This is a genomic window from Hyphomicrobium sp., assembly GCF_035687085.1.
In the GTDB taxonomy this organism is placed as follows: domain Bacteria; phylum Pseudomonadota; class Alphaproteobacteria; order Rhizobiales; family Hyphomicrobiaceae; genus Hyphomicrobium_B.
Window position 1 is genome coordinate 86,721 of record NZ_DASRYS010000013.1, and the last position, 17,972, is coordinate 104,692.

A 17,972-nucleotide genomic window follows, 5' to 3' on the forward strand; every position below is an offset into this window, starting at 1 on the left:
GCCGGTCATCGCCGGTACTGCACGAACTCCGTCAGCCGGCCGACGCGATCGTAAAGCTGGCGTGCCGTCGTGTTGTCGTCCTGCGTTGCCCAGTACGTGCGGTCCACGCCGCGCCGGTCGGCTTCCGCATAGGTGGCTTCGATGAGCGCGCGCCCGACGCTCTGCCCGCGCGCCTCTGGAGCTACGAACAGATCTTCCAGATAGCAGTACCAGGTGGGCGACCATGTCGACCGGTGGAAGACGAGAGCCGCGATCCCCAGCGCGCGCCCGCCACTATCGCAAGCGATAAGCGCCATCATGTTGTCTTCTTGGGCCAGAAGACGCCGCCACGTCTGAGCGATGACCTCTTCAGGCACGCTCGCCTTGTAGAAGGCGACGTAATCGCGAAAGAGCTTCAGCCACGCTTCTTCATCGCTCGCCACAACCGGCCGGACGCTGACCGTCATCCTCTGCACCTTTCCGATGAGTTTCCCGCACGCTCTATGGAGCAGCCAGCGCGCCATGTCAGCCATGCGCGAAGTCCTTGCCCAGGCTGGCTCCGCCTAATCGCGGCTATTCAGTAACAGGGACTAAGCCGATCGAAGCGCGGTTATGCCCATTTATTGAACATTCATATGCTCACCCGTACAAGGCCACCAGGGATTGGGGACGGGCGAGGATATGCGGCAGCTTTTCATTGGTATCGCGGCACTCGTGCCGCTGATCGCGCTTGCAGCGCTCGATCCCGTCTCAGCCGAGTTCGAAGCCGGCGATGCCGTCAAGTTGGACGCTTGCGCGGGCGACACAAGCCGCCTCGGCGTGTCGCGTGTGGTCGAAATAGATCCCGCGAACGGCATCAATGTCGGCGGCGACATGCGTGGCGCCCAGCGCCTTCTCAACGACGGCGAAGTCGTCCTGACGTTTGACGATGGCCCGGCCCGGTCGGTGACGAAGCCCATTCTGAAAGCGCTCGCGGACCAATGCACGAAGGCGACCTTCTTTATGGTCGGCCAAATGGCGCTCTCCGATCCAGCGATGGTGCGCGAAGTTGCTGCGGGGGGCCACACCGTCGCTTCCCATACCTGGTCACACAAAAACCTGAAGGCGGTCTCGCAGGCCAAGGCCGAGCAGGAGATTGAAGCGTCGGTCTCGGCCGTATCGCAGGCGAAGGGAACGCCCGTCGCTCCGCTCTTCCGCTTTCCGTACCTGAACTCGACGAAGCAGACGGAGAGCTATCTCAAGAGCCGGAACATCGCTGCCATTTGGATCGACGTCGATTCCAAGGATTATCTGTCGCGCAACCCGAAGATCGTGCAGCAGCGTATTCTCACCCAGCTCGCGGCGGCCAAGAAGGGCATCATTTTGTTGCACGATATTCACGCCTCGACAGCGGCGATGCTTCCCGGCCTGCTGAACGAGCTTCATGAGCGCGGCTACAAGGTCGTCCACTTCGTGCCCAAAGGCGAAACGGAGACGATCGCCTCCTACGACGAGGCCGCTCGCAAAGCTCTCGCCGCAAGGGCAGCCAAGCAGGCCAAAAACCCCGAGACCGACCTCGCCGCTGTGGCTGTGCCGGCCAACCGGCACAAGGCCAGCCACGATAAGAAGGTCTCGACGAAACCTTCCATCATCGAGGGCTTGTCAGGCGAGCATTCGGCGAAAGGCAAAAAGGCTGTGAAGCCGAAGGAGCCGGAATCGATCTGGCCTTCCTTCTTCAATTGAGCGGACGGCCGCTAAATCTCAAATCGATGGACTAGGATTGGGACTAGGTGGCGGCGTCGACGTCTCCGCGGCTGGCGGCACGTGCGCTGAGATCGCCTCGCGCAAGGCCTGCTCCTTCGTATGATTGAGCGACGTTTGCAGAAGCTCCCCACCCGTCCCTTTGATAGCTTCCAAGACCTTGTCTTGAGTCATTTTGCGGATCTCCACGAAGAGCGCGGCGCTTCCCGGCGTCAGCTTCGTCGCAAGCTTCTTCATGAAGTCATCGTTGATGCCAAAGTCGGCGAGTGCTCCTCCCAGCGCACCCGAGGCTACGCCGACGGCCGCGCCTAAGAGCGGCATCAGGAAGATCAAGCCAACGAGCGTCCCCCAGAAGCCGCCGGATATCGCGCCCGCAGCCGTCGTGTTCATCAGCTGATTGAGCTTCACCTTGCCGTCTTCGCGCCGGACCGCAATGACGGCGTCGCGGATGTCGATGAGATACTCGTTTTGAAGCTCCAAAAGCTTCGTGCGCATTTCCTCGGCTTTCGCCTCGGACGGATAGACGATGACGACGAGATCGGACATGGCGTTGTCTCCAGCGTTTGGACGGCCGGACCGATTTTGCGCCCGATGATCCAACTTCATCGCCAAGGAAATCGATCAAATTGGAGCAGCTGGCAGACGCAGGTGGAGAAGCACCGTTGCGTTAATCATCACCCTCGAAGCGGCAGAGCATTCGCCTAGCTTTCTGAATTTTAAGGCGTTGGACGGCTTCCGGAAAGATTGGCGCAGGCAGGATCCTACCATCCCCCGGTGCGCCGCGTGCGCACACGCCCCTTTTGTCAGGAACGACGAAGATGGATGACACGACGGTAAGCCCCCCGCATGCAAAGGGTCCCATCGCCTCGCATAAACGAAAGTTGGCGGCCTGCGCTGCCGTTATTGCGGCGCTCGGCGCGACCGCAGTCTTCGCCAACAATAATATGGGTCCCGGCTCCCCCGCCGTGACGCCCGCGATCGACCTCAGCACCGCCCACCAGGCAAGCGGCAGTGAGCCGAGCTTCGCAAATCTTGTCCAAAGCGTAAAACCGGCCGTCGTCTCAGTCTATGTCAGAGCAGACCAGGTCGACGACATGGGCGACACCTCGGACACTCCCGGAGACGATCCCCAAAGCCTGCCCTTCGACTTCCGCCAGTTCATGCCGCAGTCGGACGATGGCAACGCCAAGCCTCGCCATCGCATGTTGGAGGCGCAGGGATCTGGCTTCTTCATCTCCGGCGACGGCTATCTGATCACGAACAATCATGTCGTTGACCACGCCAAGAGCGTCGAAATCGCGATGGAAGATGGCAAGCGCTATCCGGCGCGGGTGGCTGGCACCGATCCGAAGACTGACCTCGCCCTCCTGAAGGTCGAGGGGCCCTCTGAGTTTCCGTTCGTGCGCTTCGCCGAGGCCGCGCCCCGCGTCGGCGATTGGGTCGTCGCCATGGGCAACCCGTTTGGACTTGGCGGCACCGTCACGGCCGGCATCGTCTCGGCCAACGGCCGCGACATCGGCGCCGGCCCCTATGACGACTTCATTCAGATCGACGCCCCGATCAACAAAGGCAACTCAGGCGGCCCGACGTTCAACCAAAGGGGCGAAGTCGTCGGCGTGAACACGGCCATCTTCTCTCCATCCGGCGGCTCGGTCGGCATCGCCTTCGACATTCCAGCCGAAACAGCAAAGCGCGTTTCCGATGAGCTGAAATCATCCGGCCAGATCGTTCGCGGCTGGATTGGCGTCTCGATTCAGCCCGTGACGCCCGACATCGCCGACAGCCTCGGACTGAAAGAGGCCAAGGGCGCCCTGGTTGACGAGCCGCAGACCGGCGGACCGGCAATCGCCGCAGGCATCAAGCCGCAGGACGTCATCGTTTCCGTAGATGGAAAGCCGATCAAGGACGGCCGCGATCTTGCACGAACGATCGCCGAGATATCGCCGGGCAAATCGATCTCGGTCGGCCTTGTCCGCGATGGACAAGCCAAGACGATCGATCTCAAGGTTGGCACGTTTCCGCGTGAGCGGACGGCTCAGCTGAAGCGTTCCGCTGGAGGCGATACGAAGCTCGGCATGACGCTCGCCCCCGCCGATCAGGTGCAGGGCGCGGGCTCCGAGGGCGTAGTGGTCGTGAACGTGGACCCGGACGGTGCGGCCGCCCAGAAGGGCATCCAACAGGGCGACATTATCCTGTCGGTCGGTGGCAAGACCGTGTCCGGCCCGCGGGACGTCACTAAGGCGCTGAGCGAAGCGAAGAAGCAGAGCAAGCGTGCCGTACTCATGCAGCTGAAGACTGCAGGGGGCGCGCGCTACGTCGCAATCCCCACCGTCTAGGCGCAGCTGAGTTTTGTTGCTGGAAAAGAAAAAGGAGCCGCCTGTCAAAAGCTGACAGACGGCTCCGAATTCTTTGAGCCGTGATCAAGTACATAAGCACTTGAAAGATGATGGTGCGGTTGAGAGGACTCGAACCTCCACGCCGTTTCCAGCGCTACCACCTCAAGGTAGTGCGTCTACCAATTCCGCCACAACCGCAGTTCAGACCCGAAGGATCCGGAGATCGCGAAAGGGCGTTTGGCGCTGCCTCTTTCCGCGAAGAACGCCCACGTAACAGAGCGTTCTCACAAACGCAAGCGGCAGTTTGCCAGGGGCGTATGAACATTGGGCTCGGACTCACTCTATATAATGCGGGCGTCACCATTGCCGCGGTTGAAACGGCCGGAAATGGCCTTGAAAACGCGATTTCACGCTGCTCCCGGCTCGCGGAAACCATCTAGATCAAATGCCGATGCCATCCAAAATATCGATTGCAAGCTCGCCTGCCGCCGTCGATTGGGCCATCAGCAACGCCTACGTCGATTACGATCGCGCCCTCGATGTGATGGCACGCCGCACCGAAGCGATTCGGGATGGCCGGGCAAACGAACTGATCTGGCTCCTCGAGCATCCTCCGCTCTACACGGCGGGTACCGGCGCGAAGGAAGAGGATCTCCTGAACGCGGGAGCGCTGCCGGTCTATCGAACCAACCGGGGCGGTCAGTTCACCTATCACGGCCCAGGCCAGCGCGTGGCCTACATTATGCTGGATCTCGAAACGCGCGGTCGCGATATCCGTGGCCTCATCACCAATCTGGAGCAATGGCTCATCGCCACATTGGCCGCGTTCAACATCACGGGCGAAACGCGGCGTGACCGGGTCGGCATTTGGGTCCGCCGGCCGTCGAAGGGCGAAGCGGTCGAAGACAAGATCGCTGCGATCGGGCTTCGCGTCAGCCGATGGGTGTCGAGCCACGGCATCGCCCTGAACGTCGATCCGGATCTCTCTCAGTTCGGCGGGATCGTACCCTGCGGTATCCGCGAACACGGCGTCACGAGCCTCGCCGACCTAGGCCTGCCGGTGACGCTTTACGACGTGGACGTCGCACTGCGTGGAAGCTTCGAGCGCCTATTCGGGCCGACGCGGCCCATTGAAAGCAACGAGCTTGAAATCTAAGCCGAAAAAATGAGTTGGCGGGTGGCGGTGCCAAGCTCCGCCGCAAAAAGAAAAAGGCGCCTGTATCCAAGGGGGGACACAAGCGCCAAACAGGCGATGCCGCAACCTTTTCTCTACTTGTTGTCCCTCTCCTTCTTCGGGGCGCTGCCAGCGGGCGGCGCGAGCCCCTTTTCGGAAGAATCGTAGTAGAGAAATCCCTCTTCGACCGAGACGTTTTCCGAACCCTCAAGTTCGTACTCATCATTCGCGTTATCGTTGAGGCGGACGATGCAGCTCTTCTGACAGACCCCGTCAATCACCTTACCTGGTGGCAGAACCACGTCTTGAGGAGACGAGCCCTGGGTGATCGTGAGCTTGACCTCCTTATCCCCCCGATTGGTAATCGTGGCTGCTGATGCAGCCGAGGTCATAAGAAGAACTGCGATCGTGCGAACCGTAAGAGCCAGAAGGTCAAAACGGCCGCTCGTTCGATCGCGGCAGAAATTCATTACTTCTTCTTCTTAGCTGCCTTCTTGGCAGGAGCCTTCTTGGCGGCTTTCTTTGCAGCTTTAGCCATTTTAGATCGTCCTTCCGTTTGCAACGTTGACAGACGCACGTCTGTCGACCCGACATTGAGTCAGGTCGCATTGACATTGATGAGATTCAAGTCAATGCACAAACGAAATTTGACGTTTGGTGATATCGAAAATTTCGATAGATGAGTTTTGCACTCGTCGATGAGGATGCCACGCGATGGACGTCAATCTCGCTCGCACTTTTCTCGTCGTCGCTGAGACTGGAAGCTTCGTCGACACTGCACGCAAGCTGAACATTACCCAGTCAACCGTCTCCGCACGCATCAAAGGCCTTGAAGACCTGCTTGGAAGGCCGCTTTTCACGCGCTCGAAATCCGGCGCAGAACTGACGGGTGCGGGCGAACTCTTCCAGAAGCACGCGCTCGCGATGGTCCGCGTCTGGCAACAAGCCCAGCTGCAGGTCTCGCTCGCCGATCAGCATCCCGAGCACATCTCGGTCGGCGCGCCATTGAGCCTTTGGGGCGGATTTCTGCTGAAATGGGCCGCAGGATTGCGTGTTCAGATCCCCGGCATCGCTGTTTCGGCGACGGCGGGACCTTCAGCTCTGCTGAGCCAGCGCTTGATTGAAGGAACGCTCGACCTCGCGATCATGTACCGTCCCTCGCCCCCGCCCGGCTTGACGATCGAACATCTGTTCGATGAGGAATTTGTTCTCGTCTCGTCGGCAAAATCGACGGCGCGGCGCGGTACGAACGACTATCTGCTGATCGATTGGGGAACGGATTTCCTGCAGGATCACGCCGCAGCGTTTCCCGAGCACGCCAACCCGGCGATCAGCCTCGACCTCGGGCCCATGGGCCTTGATTATCTACTGGCGAACGAGTGCTCGGGGTATTTTCCGGCTCGGATGGTCCGCACGCTCATCGCACGCGGCCGGGTGAGAGAGCCCAAGCGCTCCCGGAAATTCGTCTACCCGGTTTATATGGTCTACCCGGAAACCCGGAACGAAGAGGCTTACGAGCCAATCTTAAGAGGATTGAGGCGCGCAGCCGCCAAGCTCGGTTGATAGCTTGTGGCCGCACGCCTCACGCATTGTTTCTGATCGTAACGCGAAGCCGCTCAGGCGATCACGCTCAAGCGAATTCGAGGATCACCGCGTCGACTGCAAGGCTGTCGCCGGGCTGCGCGGCGACCTTCTTGACCTTGCCGTCGCGCTCTGCCCGCAAGATGTTCTCCATCTTCATGGCTTCGACGACCGCCAGATTGTCTCCTGCCTTGACCTCTTGGCCCTCAGTGACGTTCACCGCCTTGACCAAGCCCGGCATCGGGCACAGCAGGAACTTCGACATGTCAGCCGCGACCTTGACCGGCATCAGGCTCGCAAGCTCCGCCTCGCGCGGGGTATAAACGTAGGTCTGCACCTGCATGCCGCGATAGGACAGCGTCATGCCGTTGGGGATTGTGCGCACCTGAACCGCAACATCGGCCCCATCGACCGTGCCGAACCAAACCGGCTCACCCGGCCACCACTCCGACGTGATCTCCATCGTCTTCGACGGCTGCCCGTTCGCATCGAGGATCGACACGTAGTACGGCCCCGGGATTACGCCCAGCACTTCGAGTTCGACGGTCTCCGTTCCCATCTTCACGATACGGCGCTTGGCGAAGCTGACCCCATGCCCGTGCATCTGGTCCGTAATATCGCGGCGGCGCGTATTGCCGAGGTGATCGATGGTGCCCGCCACGGCGGCAAGCGTGATCAGATCCTTGCCCTCGGGCGCCCGCGGCACGAAGCCTTCGGGGTACTCCTCCTTGAGGAAACCCGTCGAAATATTGCCCGAGCGCCAGCGCGGATGCTGCATGATCGCCGAGACGAACGGCACGTTGTGCTGGATGCCGTCGATGTAGAAGGCGTCAAGCGCCGCCGACTGCGCGTCGATGGCCGCCTCACGGGTCGGCCCATGCGTGACGAGCTTGGCGATCATCGGATCGTAGTACATCGAGATCTCGCCGCCCTCGAAGACGCCGGTATCGTTGCGCACCGTCACGCCGTCCTTGGCGCCCTCCGCCGGCGGCCGGTACTTCACCAGGCGGCCGATCGACGGCAGGAAGTTGCGGAACGGATCTTCAGCGTAGACGCGGCTTTCGACGGCCCAGCCCTTGAGCTTGATATCCGACTGCTTGAACGGGAGCTTCTCGCCGGCCGCAACCCGGATCATCTGCTCGACGAGATCGATGCCCGTGACCAGCTCCGTCACCGGATGCTCGACCTGCAGACGGGTGTTCATTTCCAGGAAGTAGAACGAACGGTCCTGACCGGCCACGAATTCGACCGTGCCGGCGCTGTCGTAACCGACGGCCTTCGAGAGAGCGACGGCCTGCTCACCCATCGCCTTACGGGTCTTCTCGTCGAGCAACGGCGACGGCGCTTCTTCCAGAACTTTCTGGTTGCGGCGCTGAATGGAGCATTCGCGCTCGCCGAGGTAGACGACGTTGCCGTGCTTGTCGCCGAGCACCTGAATTTCGATGTGGCGCGGATTTTCGATGAACTTCTCGACGAAGCAGCGATCGTCTCCGAACGACGATTTGGCCTCCGAACGCGCGAGCTCGAAGCCTTCGGCGGCCTCCTTGGCGTCATAGGCAATACGCATGCCCTTGCCGCCGCCGCCCGCCGACGCCTTGATCATCACCGGATAACCGATCTGGTTGGCGATCTCGACCGCGTGCTTGGCGTCCTTGATCTCACCCATGTAGCCGGGAACCGTCGAGACCTTGGCGGCCGCAGCCGCCTTCTTGCTCTCGATCTTGTCGCCCATGGCGGCGATGGCTTTGGGATTGGGACCGATGAAGACGATGCCGTTCTTCTGAAGGGCAACGGGGAACGCTTCACGCTCCGATAGGAACCCATAGCCCGGGTGAACCGCCTCGGCGCCCGTCGCCTTGCACGCCTCGATGATCTTATCCATGAGCAGGTAAGACTGGGCCGCCGGTGCCGGACCGATGTGAACGGCCTCATCCGCCATTTCGACATGCAGGGCATCCCGGTCCGCGTCGGAATAAACCGCGACCGTCTTGATGCCCATCTTGCGCGCCGTTTTTATTACGCGACAGGCAATCTCACCGCGGTTGGCAATCAGAATTTTCTTGAACATCGGCGGATCCCGGTCCTTCCCGTAAGCTCTTTCAAGTGCCTCACCCTGTCGCAAGGCAGCACGCCGTTCTAGAGCCTGCGGGAGGCCGCGTAAACACGCCAGGAGAGAGGCCGATGCCGCACGCTGTGCGATCCGCTGCCGCACAGTGAAAGATGGTCGGCAGGCGGCCTTTGCCTGCCGAATCCAGGCTCAATTAACGATTTCCTTGATGCGGTCAGGCGGCGTTGCCCAGCCGGCAGACCGCCTCGGTGAGGGTCGGGTGAATGCGGGGGCTTTCCCGATTCATGTATGCCACGAGCGCTTTCTCGCTCGGGCTCAAACGGCCGTTGCGCCCAAGGCGGCTGACGAGCCAGCTGGCATCCGCCTGGGTGATCTCCTCGTGCGTGATGATCTCGATGCGCTGGTGCTCGAGCCGGGCGAGCGCGCGCTCCTCAGCCGTCTGATCGAGGTAGGCGTCCTGCACGGATGCGAGATTGGACTGCACCATGGCGAGCAGTGCCGTGAGCATCGATGTCTCTTCTTCCGGACATTCGAGCGACGCTTCCTGCTTCAGGGCTTCCTCACGGGACGGAACCGCGTAGCCCGACGCCGCCATCATCACATTGGCGACTGCTTTGACGAAGAGATCGGTCCAGGCGGGATTGGGCGCACCATTCGAAATGGCCTCGTCGATTTCGAACAGGACGTCCGCCTCAGCCCGAGTGACGGCAACGGCCCCGTCGCCCGCGAAGGCGTAAAGCATCCGCCGGATGAGATCGACTTCGGCCTCGCTGATGCTGCCGGCGGGCAACACCTTGCCATCGCGCAGAGGCCCTGAGCCTTCGACGACAGCGCGCTTCACCTGCTCCAGGGCAAACTTGACGAGACTGACCGGCGCCCAGCGCGCCTTGTCGAGAACGTTGACGAGCAGATCGAGTTCGCTCTTGCGCTCGACCTTTCCGTCTTTCGCAACACGATTGATGAGCCAGTTGGCGTTGGCAGCCGTGAGATAGCCGCGCGGCGCCTCCTGAAAAACGATGTAGTCGGTGATGGCTTCGATCAGGAATTCGGGCCATTCGTGATGGCGCATCGTGCAGGCATCGTTCAGCGCAAAGAGGAGATCCGCTTCTTCGGACGCAGTAATGCCGTCCTCATAGAAGACGCGCCGCAAATGCAAGATATCGGTCAGACCGATCGTTCCGCGCGCCAAAATTTCGTCTATCGGCAGCGACCGCAGCCCACTCATCGAATGCCCCCACACCCAGACTAACTATCGCCGGAGGGTAGGTCGCCGATGTTTAATTGCGCCTTAAAAGCCGCACGAAAAATGAACACGGAAAGGCTCACGATTGCGAATAATGTGGCCTAGCCGTCACAGCACCCGAAATGATGGAGGGCCGCAGCTCCCCGCTGCGACCCCCATGAACTTTCCTGCCATGCTCCCGCGTGCACGGCAGGTAAGCCTTGCTCGAGGTTATCTACACCTCAGAATGAACGATTGCTGAAAGGCTTCCGCGGCTTGCGAGTTGCCCACACACGATCTCGATCACGCTGCGAGTTGTGCCAGCAGCCGTGAGCGCGACGGCGGAAGTGTTTGCCCCCGCGGGTTCAGAAGATGCTTCTCTAAGAAGAATCCCGTCAGCGCGAAACCGAGATTGACGTCCTGGCTCGTCACCGGACCCGATCGCTGCTTCGTCAGGAACTGCGGTAAGGGCAAAAGCTTGTCCCGGTAGGGCTCACCAGCGGAGGCCGACACCGCACGGCCCGTCTTCGGAGACACGTAAATGAGCTGGTCGTTGCTTCCCGTCGCCGCGCATTGACTGAGGTCGAGCCCGAAGCCCAGCTCATCCAGAAGCGCCATCTCCCAGCGCACGAGCAGCGCCGGCCACACCGTCGCGTCGTTGAGAAAACCCAAAACGAAGAGCGTGATCTCATAGAGATTGGGATGCGGATCGCGTTCTGGCAGCAGCCGCGTCAGCGCCGTGATCGAGGAAAGCGCCATCAGCGCCTGCGGATCGTCCAGCGTCTCGGCGGCGAAGGCGCGGCGCATCTCGACGCTCATCGTGCCGAGCTGATCGGCCAGACGCGCCTTCCATTCCGCATCGACATGATTGCCGGGCTGGAGAATCGGTCTCAATCGGCGGGACCGGCCGCCATGCACGAGCCCCATGTGCCGGCCATGCGCCCTCGTCCATAGGTCAACAATCGCGGCGGTCTCGCCGTGTGCCTTTACCGAAAGAACGATGCCTTCATCGGACCATTGCATATGGCAGAACTACAGGCGCCTCAGGATTTGGGGAAAGGAAGCCCCATTTCCCGGTAACGCTCGGGATCGCTTTCCCAGTTCTCGCGCACTTTGACAAAGAGGAAGAGGTGCACCCTGTGACCCGCCATCTCTTCGATGGCGTGCCGGGCCGTACTCGAGATCTTCTTGATCGTTTCGCCGGCCTTGCCGAGCACGATCTTTTTCTGGCTGTCGCGTTCGACATAGATCGTCTGTTCGACACGGGCCGAGCCGTCCTTCAGCGTTTTCCAGTCGGTTGTTTCAACGGTCGTCGTGTACGGCAGTTCCTGGTGCAGGAAGCGATAGACGCTTTCACGCGTCATTTCGGCGGCCTGCGTGCGCATCGGCACGTCGGTGACGTCGTCTTCCGAATAGTGCCAGGGGCCGGGTGGAACCAGGTTCGCGAGGAACGTCCGCAGGTCCTTGATGCCCTGCCCTTCGGTCGCCGAGATCATGAAAATGCGGTCGGGCGTCAGCAGCTCATCGACCATCTTGGCGAGAGACAGCAGTCTCGGCTTGTCGTCCACGCGGTCGATTTTATTCAAAATGACGATCTTCGGCATGCGAGCCGATTTCAGCCGCTCAATGATGCCTCTCAAATCATCATCAATCCCGGCGGCCGCGTCGATGACGAGCAGCGCGGCATCCGCATCTTCAAGCCCGCCCCAGGCGGCATCAATCATCGCCCGGTCCAACCGGCGCTTCGGGTTGAAGATACCAGCGGTATCGATGAAGACGATCTGGCTGTTGCCCTCGATCGCGATGCCGCGAATGGGTGCGCGCGTCGTCTGCACCTTGTGGGAAACAATCGCGACCTTGGCGCCGACGAGCGCGTTGACGAGCGTGGACTTGCCCGCATTCGTCGGCCCGATGACAGCAACGAAACCGCACCGCTGATCGGCGGCATCGGGCGTCGAAGAAACTGTATTGTTGTCAGACATCGCCTATCCGGGCTCCTACGCCTTCTCGAGTTAGAAGCGCAGTTGCGGCGGCTTGCTCGGCAATACGCTTCGAAGCCCCCTCGCCCTGCGCAGGCGCTTTACCCGTAATCAAAACTTCGGCCGTGAAGCGGGGCGCATGATCGGGCCCATTGCGTGCGATGACCGTATAACGGGGCAACGCCAAGCCTTGGCCCTGCGCCCATTCCTGCAACGCCGACTTGGCATCAACCGCGACCTCGGGGACGAGTTCGCTTTGATCGTGCCAAAGCCTGTGAACGACGCCTCGTGCCTTCTCGAAACCGCCGTCGATGAACACGGCACCAAGAAGCGCCTCCGTCGCATCGGCGAGGATCGTCGTCTTGTTGCGCCCACCGCTGTCGGCTTCGCTTTCCGACAGGATGAGATGCGCGCCAAGCCCGATATTGCGAGCGACCTTGGCGCAGGCTTCGCCGCGAACGAGGCGATTGTAGCGCCGGGCAAGCTCACCTTCGCTGGCGTCCGGATATTGCCCGTTGAGCGCCTCGGCGATCGCAAGCCCCAGAACGCGGTCGCCGATGAATTCCAGCCGCTCGTTATCGAACCGGGCAACCTTGCCGCCACGCACGCTGGCGTGCGTCAGCGCCCGCTCCAGAAGCGCAGGATCCTTGAACTTGTAGCCCAGTTTGGTCTCGAGTTCTTTGAACTTTCGAGGTCTCAGCATGGCAAACATGCCGCTTTGCGGTCATCGCACCAGATTGAAGAACCTGTCCCAACGGATGTCAAATGGCCAGCTCCAGGGCGCATACCACCGGAAGGCACCAGGCTCGTCAACTTTGGCGGAGAAGAAGATGATCTCGGCACGACCGATGAAGTTCTCGTATGGGACGAAGCCGACAGCGCTGCGCACCCGGCTGTCGGTTGAGTTATCGCGGTTGTCACCCATCATGAAGTAGTGACCCTCGGGAACCTTGTAGACCCCGGTGTTGTCGTAGGGGCCGTTCGGATCGCTATCGAGAACCTTGTACTTCACGCCATTGGGAAGCGTTTCCTCAAATACCGGAATCGTCCGCTCCCGGCCATCCTCGAATGTCGTGAAGTCGCCGGCTGGCACCTTCGGGATCGCCTGTCCATTAATGAAGAGCTGGCCGTCCCTCATTTGAACTTCGTCGCCCGGCAGGCCGATGACCCGCTTGATGTAATCTGTCGAGTTGTCCTTCGGCAGCTTGAAGACGGCAACGTCGCCCCGCTTGGGCTCCGCGCCGAAGATGCGGCCTTCGAAAATGTTCGGGCTGAAGGGGAAGGAGAACTTGCTGTAGCCGTAGGAGAGCTTCGAGACGAACAGGTAGTCGCCGATCAGCAGCGTCTCCTTCATGGAGCCGGACGGAATGTTGAATGGCTGATAGAAGAAGATGCGGACGAACATCGCAATGGCGAGTGCTTCGACGACGATGACGAGTGTTTCAGACCAACTCGATCTCGACGTCTTGATACCAACGCTCATCCAGAGGCTCCTCTGCGCCGCCAGGCGGCACTGGCCGGGGCTCGCTTCATGTTAGGCGGTCCGCTATAGCGAGTTTGTTCCTGAGCCGCAACGACGGGCACAAACCTGACAAAACGGTAAGGAATAACAATAACTCAGCGCTCTACCTGCGTTGCGGCAAGTTAGTGGCGAAGGGATGCTTTACGCCGCGGCGAAATGGTCAACCGGGCTGTTTTTCATCGGCCGGGATCGCCGAGATGATCACGATTGCCTGGGCCAGCGGATACTCGTCGGTCAGAGTGACATCGATGCGCGGCTTGAATCCGTCAGGTATCATTTTCGCGAGGCGTTCCGCCGCGCCGCCAGTGAGCGCCAGGGTCGGACGGCCCGTCGGCGCATTCACGACGCCGATGTCCTTCAGATAAACACCGTACCGGAAACCGGTCCCCAGCGCTTTTGAAGCCGCCTCCTTGGCAGCAAAACGCTTGGCGAAGGTTCGAGCATAATGCGCTCGCGAAAAGGCCTTCCGGCGCTCTTCCGCCGTGAATACGCGCTGGAGAAACCGTTCACCGTAGCGCTCGATTGTCCGCTCGATCCTGCGGATGTCGCAGAGATCGTTGCCGAGGCCAATGATCATCACCCTCTCTGTGCCGATAGCGCCTCGCGAGCTTCGTCCATCAGGACGCGCATGCGGCGAACCGCCATCGAAAGGCCGCCGAAGATCGCTTCTCCAATAAGGAAATGGCCGATGTTGAGTTCCACGATCTCAGGGATACGGGCAATGGGCTGCACCGTGTTGTAGGTCAGGCCATGCCCGGCATGAACTTCAAGCCCCGCCGACGCAGCGGCGCTCGCCGCCTTCTTGTGCCGCTGGAGTTCGAAAGCGACCCCTCCGGCGTCATGCTCGAGCGCGAGATTGCAATAGCGGCCGGTATGCAGTTCGACGATGTCAGCGCCGGCATCCGCCGCCGCTTCGATTGTCTTGATGTCGGGCTCGATGAAGAGCGAAACGCGAATCCCCGCGTCCTTCAGCTTGGCAATGAACGGCTTCAGCGTCGCCGCCGAGCCGATCACATCGAGCCCGCCCTCGGTCGTGCGTTCCTCGCGCCTTTCGGGAACGAGACAGCACGCATTTGGCACATGCCGCAGCGCGATCTGCAGCATCTCGTCGGTGGCCGCCATCTCGAGATTGAGCGGACGCGTCAGCTCGTTTTTGAGCCGTGTAATGTCGGTATCCGAAATGTGGCGCCGGTCTTCCCGCAAATGCGCGGTGATCCCGTCCGCACCGCCTTCAATGGCGAGATGCGCCGCACGCAGCGGATCGGGATGGAGCCCGCCTCGCGCGTTTCTGAGCGTTGCGACGTGATCGATGTTGACGCCCAATCGCAATGCGCGCACCGGCGTCGGCGCCTGATAGGCTTCGGAAATTTTGCGGTTTGCAACCACGTGCTTTGCCACCAATGAAGAGGAGGGATTTGATCCTGCGCCGCTCTGAGTTTAGCGAAGCCCGCGGTGCCGTTGAAAAACCCGTACCGCCCGGCGCGTAGGATAGTAGCTAAATATCGCGGCTATCAAGCCGACCAGAAGGCCGCCGACAACCATCGGCTCGACGATGGGCGACAGATAGCCGACCGCTTTGTTCAGCGCCTCCGGCGAAGGCGCACTCAAGGTTGCCCCAAGGGCATTGGCCGTATCGGTCAGATGATCAGCGGCGTAAGCGGGATCTTGCCCGAGCAGGAGCGCACCCGCCACGTACGATCCGCTCCAAATGGCAGGCCAGCTCAACGGATTGCTGAGAAAAGTCCCGAGTATCGCCGCCGGCAAGCTGACGCGCAGAACGAAGGCAAGCACGAATGCCAGGAGCGTCTGGATGCCGAGAAAGGGCGTGCACGCGCAGAACACGCCGATAGCAAAGCCCAGCGCCACCTCATGCGGTGTCGCCCGCAGCAGCAGCACCCGACGCCAGAAGACACGAAGCTTGTTGCGAAGAGCAACCGAGTTAAAGGGCCACGAGCGGGCGCCCACTCCAGATGCTTCAGGCTTTTCGTTCACCAGTTCTGTTCCCATCGACGCTTCGAAAAGCCTCCAACCAGAGAACGCATACATAGCTCACTCGAAGAGCCGTTCCACCTTCGCAACCGCCGATTTGGCTCTCAGACCGGCAACGATGTGGTTCAAATGCACCAAATCGAACACCTCGAGTTCGATGTGCATCACCGTAAAGTCTGCCGCACGGCGGGCCATTTTGATATTGTCGATATTGCCGCCCGTCTCGCCGATTACCTTGGCGATCTCGGCAAGTGAACCGGGGGCATTGACGGCGGTAACGCTGATTCGTGCCGGAAAACGCTGCGGCCGCTCGGGATCAACGTCCCAGGTCACATCGATCCAGTGGGCTTCCTCGTATTCTTTCAAGCGCGGGGAATGGATCTGAAAGACCCGGATCCCCTCGCCCGGCGCCATCACCCCCACGATCCGGTCGCCGGGGACGGCGCCGCCCGGCTCGAACGCGACCGGCAAATCCTGGCTCGGACCGCCGATCGACACCGCCGTCGTGCTGTCGATCTCCGACGTGCGGAATTTGAGGCTCGTAACCTTATCGATATTGAACCAGCCATCCTGCTCCCGGGCGCGTCCGAAACGCCGGGTCGGCTTGTAGCCTTCTTCCCCCGGCGTCTGTCCTTGCGGCAGGATCGCGCCGAGCACGTCCTGCAGCGGAATGTCGTTCCGCCCGACGGCCGCCAATAGATCGTCAGCGGTCTTGAAGCCGATCTTTGGCGCCGCCGCTTTGACCTTCTCTTCCGAGTAGTCGACTTCGAGACCGGCAAGCGTCGAAGTGACGAGCTGCCGGCCGAGTTCGATGAAGCGCCGGCGCTCTGCTTCCCGGGCCGCTCTCCGGATCGCCGCGCGTGCGCGTCCCGTTACTGCGAAGGCTTCCCACGCAGCCGGGCGGATATGCGACTTCGAAGTCTCGATCACGACCTCGTCGCCGTTGCGCAAATGCGTGTCGATCGGCACGTGGCGGCCATTGATGTAGGCCGCAATCGCCTCGTTGCCGATGTCCGTGTGCACCGCATAGGCAAAGTCGAGCGGCGTCGCCCCGCGTGGCAGCGCGATGAGCCGTCCTTTCGGTGTGAAGCAGAACACCTGATCGTGGAAGAGCTCGAGCTTCGTATGCTCGAGAAATTCTTCGGGGTTCGCCGCTTCGAGCAGCGACGAGATCATCGCGCGGAGACGACCATACGGGCTGTCGTCCCCATCCAATCCAAGGTCGAAATCGTGGCCGTTCGCGAGCCCCCGCTGCTGATCCTTATAGAGAGCATGCGCGGCAATACCGAACTCGGCGATATGCTGCATGTCATACGTACGGATCTGCAGCTCGACGCGCTGATGGCGCGGCCCGTAAACGGTCGTGTGAATCGACTGATAATTGTTCCGCTTCGGCGCCGATATGTAATCCTTGAAGCGGCCGGGAACCGTGCTCCAGGTCGTGTGGACGATGCCGAGCACCCGGTAGCAGTCTTCGATGGAATCCACGACGACACGGAAGCCGTAGATGTCGGACAGCTGCTCGAGGCTGATCTGCTTATGCTCCATCTTCCGCCAGATGGCATAAGGCTTTTTCTCGCGCCCGAAGGTCTCGGCCTTGATGCCGGCGTCAGCACACTTCCTCGCGATGGCTTGCCGGATTTCCTCGACGAGCCCGCGGTTGCGCTCCCTCATTTCCGAGAGTTTTTCGGTAAGCGCGTCATAGGCTTCGGGCCGCAGCCAGCGGAACGCGAGATCCTCGAGTTCCTCGCGCAGCGCCTGCATGCCCATCATGCCGGCAAGCGGGGCGTAGATGTCGAGCGTCTCTTCTGAATTGCGCCGGCGGCTCTCGGGCTTCATGTGCTCGAGCGTCCGCATGTTGTGCAAGCGGTCCGCGAGCTTGACGAGCAGCACGCGAATATCGGTCGAGATCGCGATGAGCAGCTTGCGGAAGCTTTCCGCCTGCTCGGCCTTTTTGGAGACGAGGTCGAGCCGCTTGATCTTCGTTAAACCGTCGACGAGGCTGCCGATCTCCGGCCCGAACATCTGATCGATTTCGGCGCGCGTCGCGTCCGTATCCTCGATCACGTCATGAAGCAGAGCCGTCGCAATGGTTGCGTCGTCGAGCTTGAGATCGGTGAGGATGGCCGCGACTTCGAGAGGATGCGAAAAATAAGGCGCACCAGACGCACGCTTCTGATGACCGTGCGCCTTCATGGCGTAGACGTAGGCGCGATTGAGCAGCGCCTCGTCCGCGTTTGGATCGTACTTGAGAACCCGTTCGACGAGTTCGTATTGCCGCATCATAACCCGCCGCACTCCTTCACGGCGCAAGCGTAACCGAAGACGCAGCACACATTAAGAGAGTGGGCGCGAGCTTGGTGTCGCGAGAGGGGCTAATGT

At 60.9% G+C, this 17,972-nt stretch carries 17 protein-coding genes and 1 tRNA gene; 4 read left to right on the top strand and 14 right to left on the bottom strand.

The genetic code is table 11. From position 1 onward, the window contains the following. Positions 1-5 precede the first annotated feature (5 nt). Positions 6-446 (bottom strand): GNAT family N-acetyltransferase, encoded by a 441-nt coding sequence (locus VFG26_RS11145; protein ID WP_325025254.1) that lies wholly within the window; start codon positions 444-446, stop codon positions 6-8. Positions 447-660: 214 nt separating this feature from the next. Between VFG26_RS11145 and VFG26_RS11150 the strand changes: the two genes are divergently transcribed. Then, a complete protein-coding gene (locus VFG26_RS11150; RefSeq protein ID WP_325025255.1) occupies positions 661-1,701 on the top strand; it encodes a polysaccharide deacetylase family protein in 1,041 nt (346 codons plus the stop codon). A gap of 18 nt (positions 1,702-1,719) precedes the next feature. Here VFG26_RS11150 and VFG26_RS11155 read toward each other — a convergent pair whose 3' ends face one another. Then, positions 1,720-2,265, bottom strand: coding sequence for a DUF1269 domain-containing protein (locus VFG26_RS11155; protein WP_325025257.1), 546 nt, complete (start codon positions 2,263-2,265; stop codon positions 1,720-1,722). Positions 2,266-2,537: 272 nt separating this feature from the next. Between VFG26_RS11155 and VFG26_RS11160 the strand changes: the two genes are divergently transcribed. After that, positions 2,538-4,055, top strand: coding sequence for a Do family serine endopeptidase (locus tag VFG26_RS11160; protein ID WP_325025259.1), 1,518 nt, complete (start codon positions 2,538-2,540; stop codon positions 4,053-4,055). A 111-nt stretch (positions 4,056-4,166) separates the two neighbouring features. Here the strand turns inward: VFG26_RS11160 and VFG26_RS11165 are convergent. After that, positions 4,167-4,253: transfer RNA gene (locus tag VFG26_RS11165), tRNA-Leu, on the bottom strand. A gap of 253 nt (positions 4,254-4,506) precedes the next feature. Here VFG26_RS11165 and lipB point away from each other — a divergent pair. Then, complete coding sequence (lipB, locus tag VFG26_RS11170) at positions 4,507-5,211, top strand: lipoyl(octanoyl) transferase LipB (RefSeq protein WP_325025261.1); 705 nt, start codon at positions 4,507-4,509, stop codon at positions 5,209-5,211. Positions 5,212-5,324: 113 nt separating this feature from the next. Here lipB and VFG26_RS11175 read toward each other — a convergent pair whose 3' ends face one another. Then, the gene (locus VFG26_RS11175; RefSeq protein WP_325025263.1) at positions 5,325-5,699 is read right to left on the bottom strand and encodes a hypothetical protein; all 375 of its coding nucleotides are present in this window, start codon (positions 5,697-5,699) and stop codon (positions 5,325-5,327) included. A gap of 244 nt (positions 5,700-5,943) precedes the next feature. Here VFG26_RS11175 and VFG26_RS11180 point away from each other — a divergent pair, with 244 nt between their 5' ends. Beyond that, entirely contained in the window at positions 5,944-6,792 is an 849-nt protein-coding gene (locus VFG26_RS11180; RefSeq protein ID WP_325025265.1) for a LysR family transcriptional regulator, read from the top strand. Positions 6,793-6,859: 67 nt separating this feature from the next. Here VFG26_RS11180 and VFG26_RS11185 read toward each other — a convergent pair whose 3' ends face one another. The 10 genes from VFG26_RS11185 to VFG26_RS11230 form a co-directional block, all read right to left on the bottom strand. Next, entirely contained in the window at positions 6,860-8,878 is a 2,019-nt protein-coding gene (locus VFG26_RS11185) for an acetyl/propionyl/methylcrotonyl-CoA carboxylase subunit alpha (protein ID WP_325025267.1), read from the bottom strand. A gap of 214 nt (positions 8,879-9,092) precedes the next feature. After that, on the bottom strand, positions 9,093-10,103 hold the full coding sequence (locus VFG26_RS11190; protein ID WP_325025269.1) for a hypothetical protein: 1,011 nt from the start codon (positions 10,101-10,103) through the stop codon (positions 9,093-9,095). Between the two features lie 300 nt (positions 10,104-10,403). Then, the gene (gene recO, locus VFG26_RS11195) at positions 10,404-11,123 is read right to left on the bottom strand and encodes a DNA repair protein RecO (protein ID WP_325025271.1); all 720 of its coding nucleotides are present in this window, start codon (positions 11,121-11,123) and stop codon (positions 10,404-10,406) included. A 20-nt stretch (positions 11,124-11,143) separates the two neighbouring features. Beyond that, positions 11,144-12,082, bottom strand: coding sequence for a GTPase Era (gene era, locus VFG26_RS11200; RefSeq protein ID WP_325025273.1), 939 nt, complete (start codon positions 12,080-12,082; stop codon positions 11,144-11,146). After that, entirely contained in the window at positions 12,075-12,782 is a 708-nt protein-coding gene (gene rnc / locus VFG26_RS11205) for a ribonuclease III (RefSeq protein WP_325025275.1), read from the bottom strand. Before rnc ends, era begins: the two co-directional genes overlap by 8 nt. A 21-nt stretch (positions 12,783-12,803) precedes the next feature. Next, complete coding sequence (lepB, locus tag VFG26_RS11210) at positions 12,804-13,562, bottom strand: signal peptidase I (RefSeq protein ID WP_325025277.1); 759 nt, start codon at positions 13,560-13,562, stop codon at positions 12,804-12,806. Between the two features lie 199 nt (positions 13,563-13,761). Beyond that, positions 13,762-14,178, bottom strand: a complete 417-nt coding sequence (gene acpS, locus VFG26_RS11215; RefSeq protein ID WP_325025279.1) for a holo-ACP synthase — start codon at positions 14,176-14,178, stop codon at positions 13,762-13,764. Next, positions 14,178-14,987 (bottom strand): pyridoxine 5'-phosphate synthase, encoded by an 810-nt coding sequence (locus tag VFG26_RS11220; RefSeq protein ID WP_325025281.1) that lies wholly within the window; start codon positions 14,985-14,987, stop codon positions 14,178-14,180. The genes acpS and VFG26_RS11220 overlap by 1 nt, the downstream gene beginning before the upstream one ends. Positions 14,988-15,038: 51 nt before the next feature. Beyond that, the gene (locus VFG26_RS11225; RefSeq protein WP_325025283.1) at positions 15,039-15,608 is read right to left on the bottom strand and encodes a DUF2062 domain-containing protein; all 570 of its coding nucleotides are present in this window, start codon (positions 15,606-15,608) and stop codon (positions 15,039-15,041) included. A 42-nt stretch (positions 15,609-15,650) separates the two neighbouring features. Continuing rightward, positions 15,651-17,876, bottom strand: a complete 2,226-nt coding sequence (locus VFG26_RS11230) for a bifunctional (p)ppGpp synthetase/guanosine-3',5'-bis(diphosphate) 3'-pyrophosphohydrolase (RefSeq protein WP_325025286.1) — start codon at positions 17,874-17,876, stop codon at positions 15,651-15,653. Positions 17,877-17,972: the final 96 nt, after the last annotated feature.

Excerpts from the sequence above, each read along its gene's own strand:
- VFG26_RS11145 (WP_325025254.1), bottom strand. The coding sequence starts at position 446 with ATGACGGTCAGCGTCCGGCCGGTTGTGGCGAGCGATGAAGAAGCGTGG.
- VFG26_RS11150 (WP_325025255.1), top strand. The coding sequence starts at position 661 with ATGCGGCAGCTTTTCATTGGTATCGCGGCACTCGTGCCGCTGATCGCG.
- VFG26_RS11155 (WP_325025257.1), bottom strand. The coding sequence starts at position 2,265 with ATGTCCGATCTCGTCGTCATCGTCTATCCGTCCGAGGCGAAAGCCGAG.
- VFG26_RS11160 (WP_325025259.1), top strand. The coding sequence starts at position 2,538 with ATGGATGACACGACGGTAAGCCCCCCGCATGCAAAGGGTCCCATCGCC.
- lipB (WP_325025261.1), top strand. The coding sequence starts at position 4,507 with ATGCCATCCAAAATATCGATTGCAAGCTCGCCTGCCGCCGTCGATTGG.
- VFG26_RS11175 (WP_325025263.1), bottom strand. The coding sequence starts at position 5,699 with ATGAATTTCTGCCGCGATCGAACGAGCGGCCGTTTTGACCTTCTGGCT.
- VFG26_RS11180 (WP_325025265.1), top strand. The coding sequence starts at position 5,944 with ATGGACGTCAATCTCGCTCGCACTTTTCTCGTCGTCGCTGAGACTGGA.
- VFG26_RS11185 (WP_325025267.1), bottom strand. The coding sequence starts at position 8,878 with ATGTTCAAGAAAATTCTGATTGCCAACCGCGGTGAGATTGCCTGTCGC.
- VFG26_RS11190 (WP_325025269.1), bottom strand. The coding sequence starts at position 10,103 with ATGAGTGGGCTGCGGTCGCTGCCGATAGACGAAATTTTGGCGCGCGGA.
- recO (WP_325025271.1), bottom strand. The coding sequence starts at position 11,123 with ATGCAATGGTCCGATGAAGGCATCGTTCTTTCGGTAAAGGCACACGGC.
- era (WP_325025273.1), bottom strand. The coding sequence starts at position 12,082 with ATGTCTGACAACAATACAGTTTCTTCGACGCCCGATGCCGCCGATCAG.
- rnc (WP_325025275.1), bottom strand. The coding sequence starts at position 12,782 with ATGCTGAGACCTCGAAAGTTCAAAGAACTCGAGACCAAACTGGGCTAC.
- lepB (WP_325025277.1), bottom strand. The coding sequence starts at position 13,562 with ATGAGCGTTGGTATCAAGACGTCGAGATCGAGTTGGTCTGAAACACTC.
- acpS (WP_325025279.1), bottom strand. The coding sequence starts at position 14,178 with ATGATCATTGGCCTCGGCAACGATCTCTGCGACATCCGCAGGATCGAG.
- VFG26_RS11225 (WP_325025283.1), bottom strand. The coding sequence starts at position 15,608 with ATGGGAACAGAACTGGTGAACGAAAAGCCTGAAGCATCTGGAGTGGGC.
- VFG26_RS11230 (WP_325025286.1), bottom strand. The coding sequence starts at position 17,876 with ATGATGCGGCAATACGAACTCGTCGAACGGGTTCTCAAGTACGATCCA.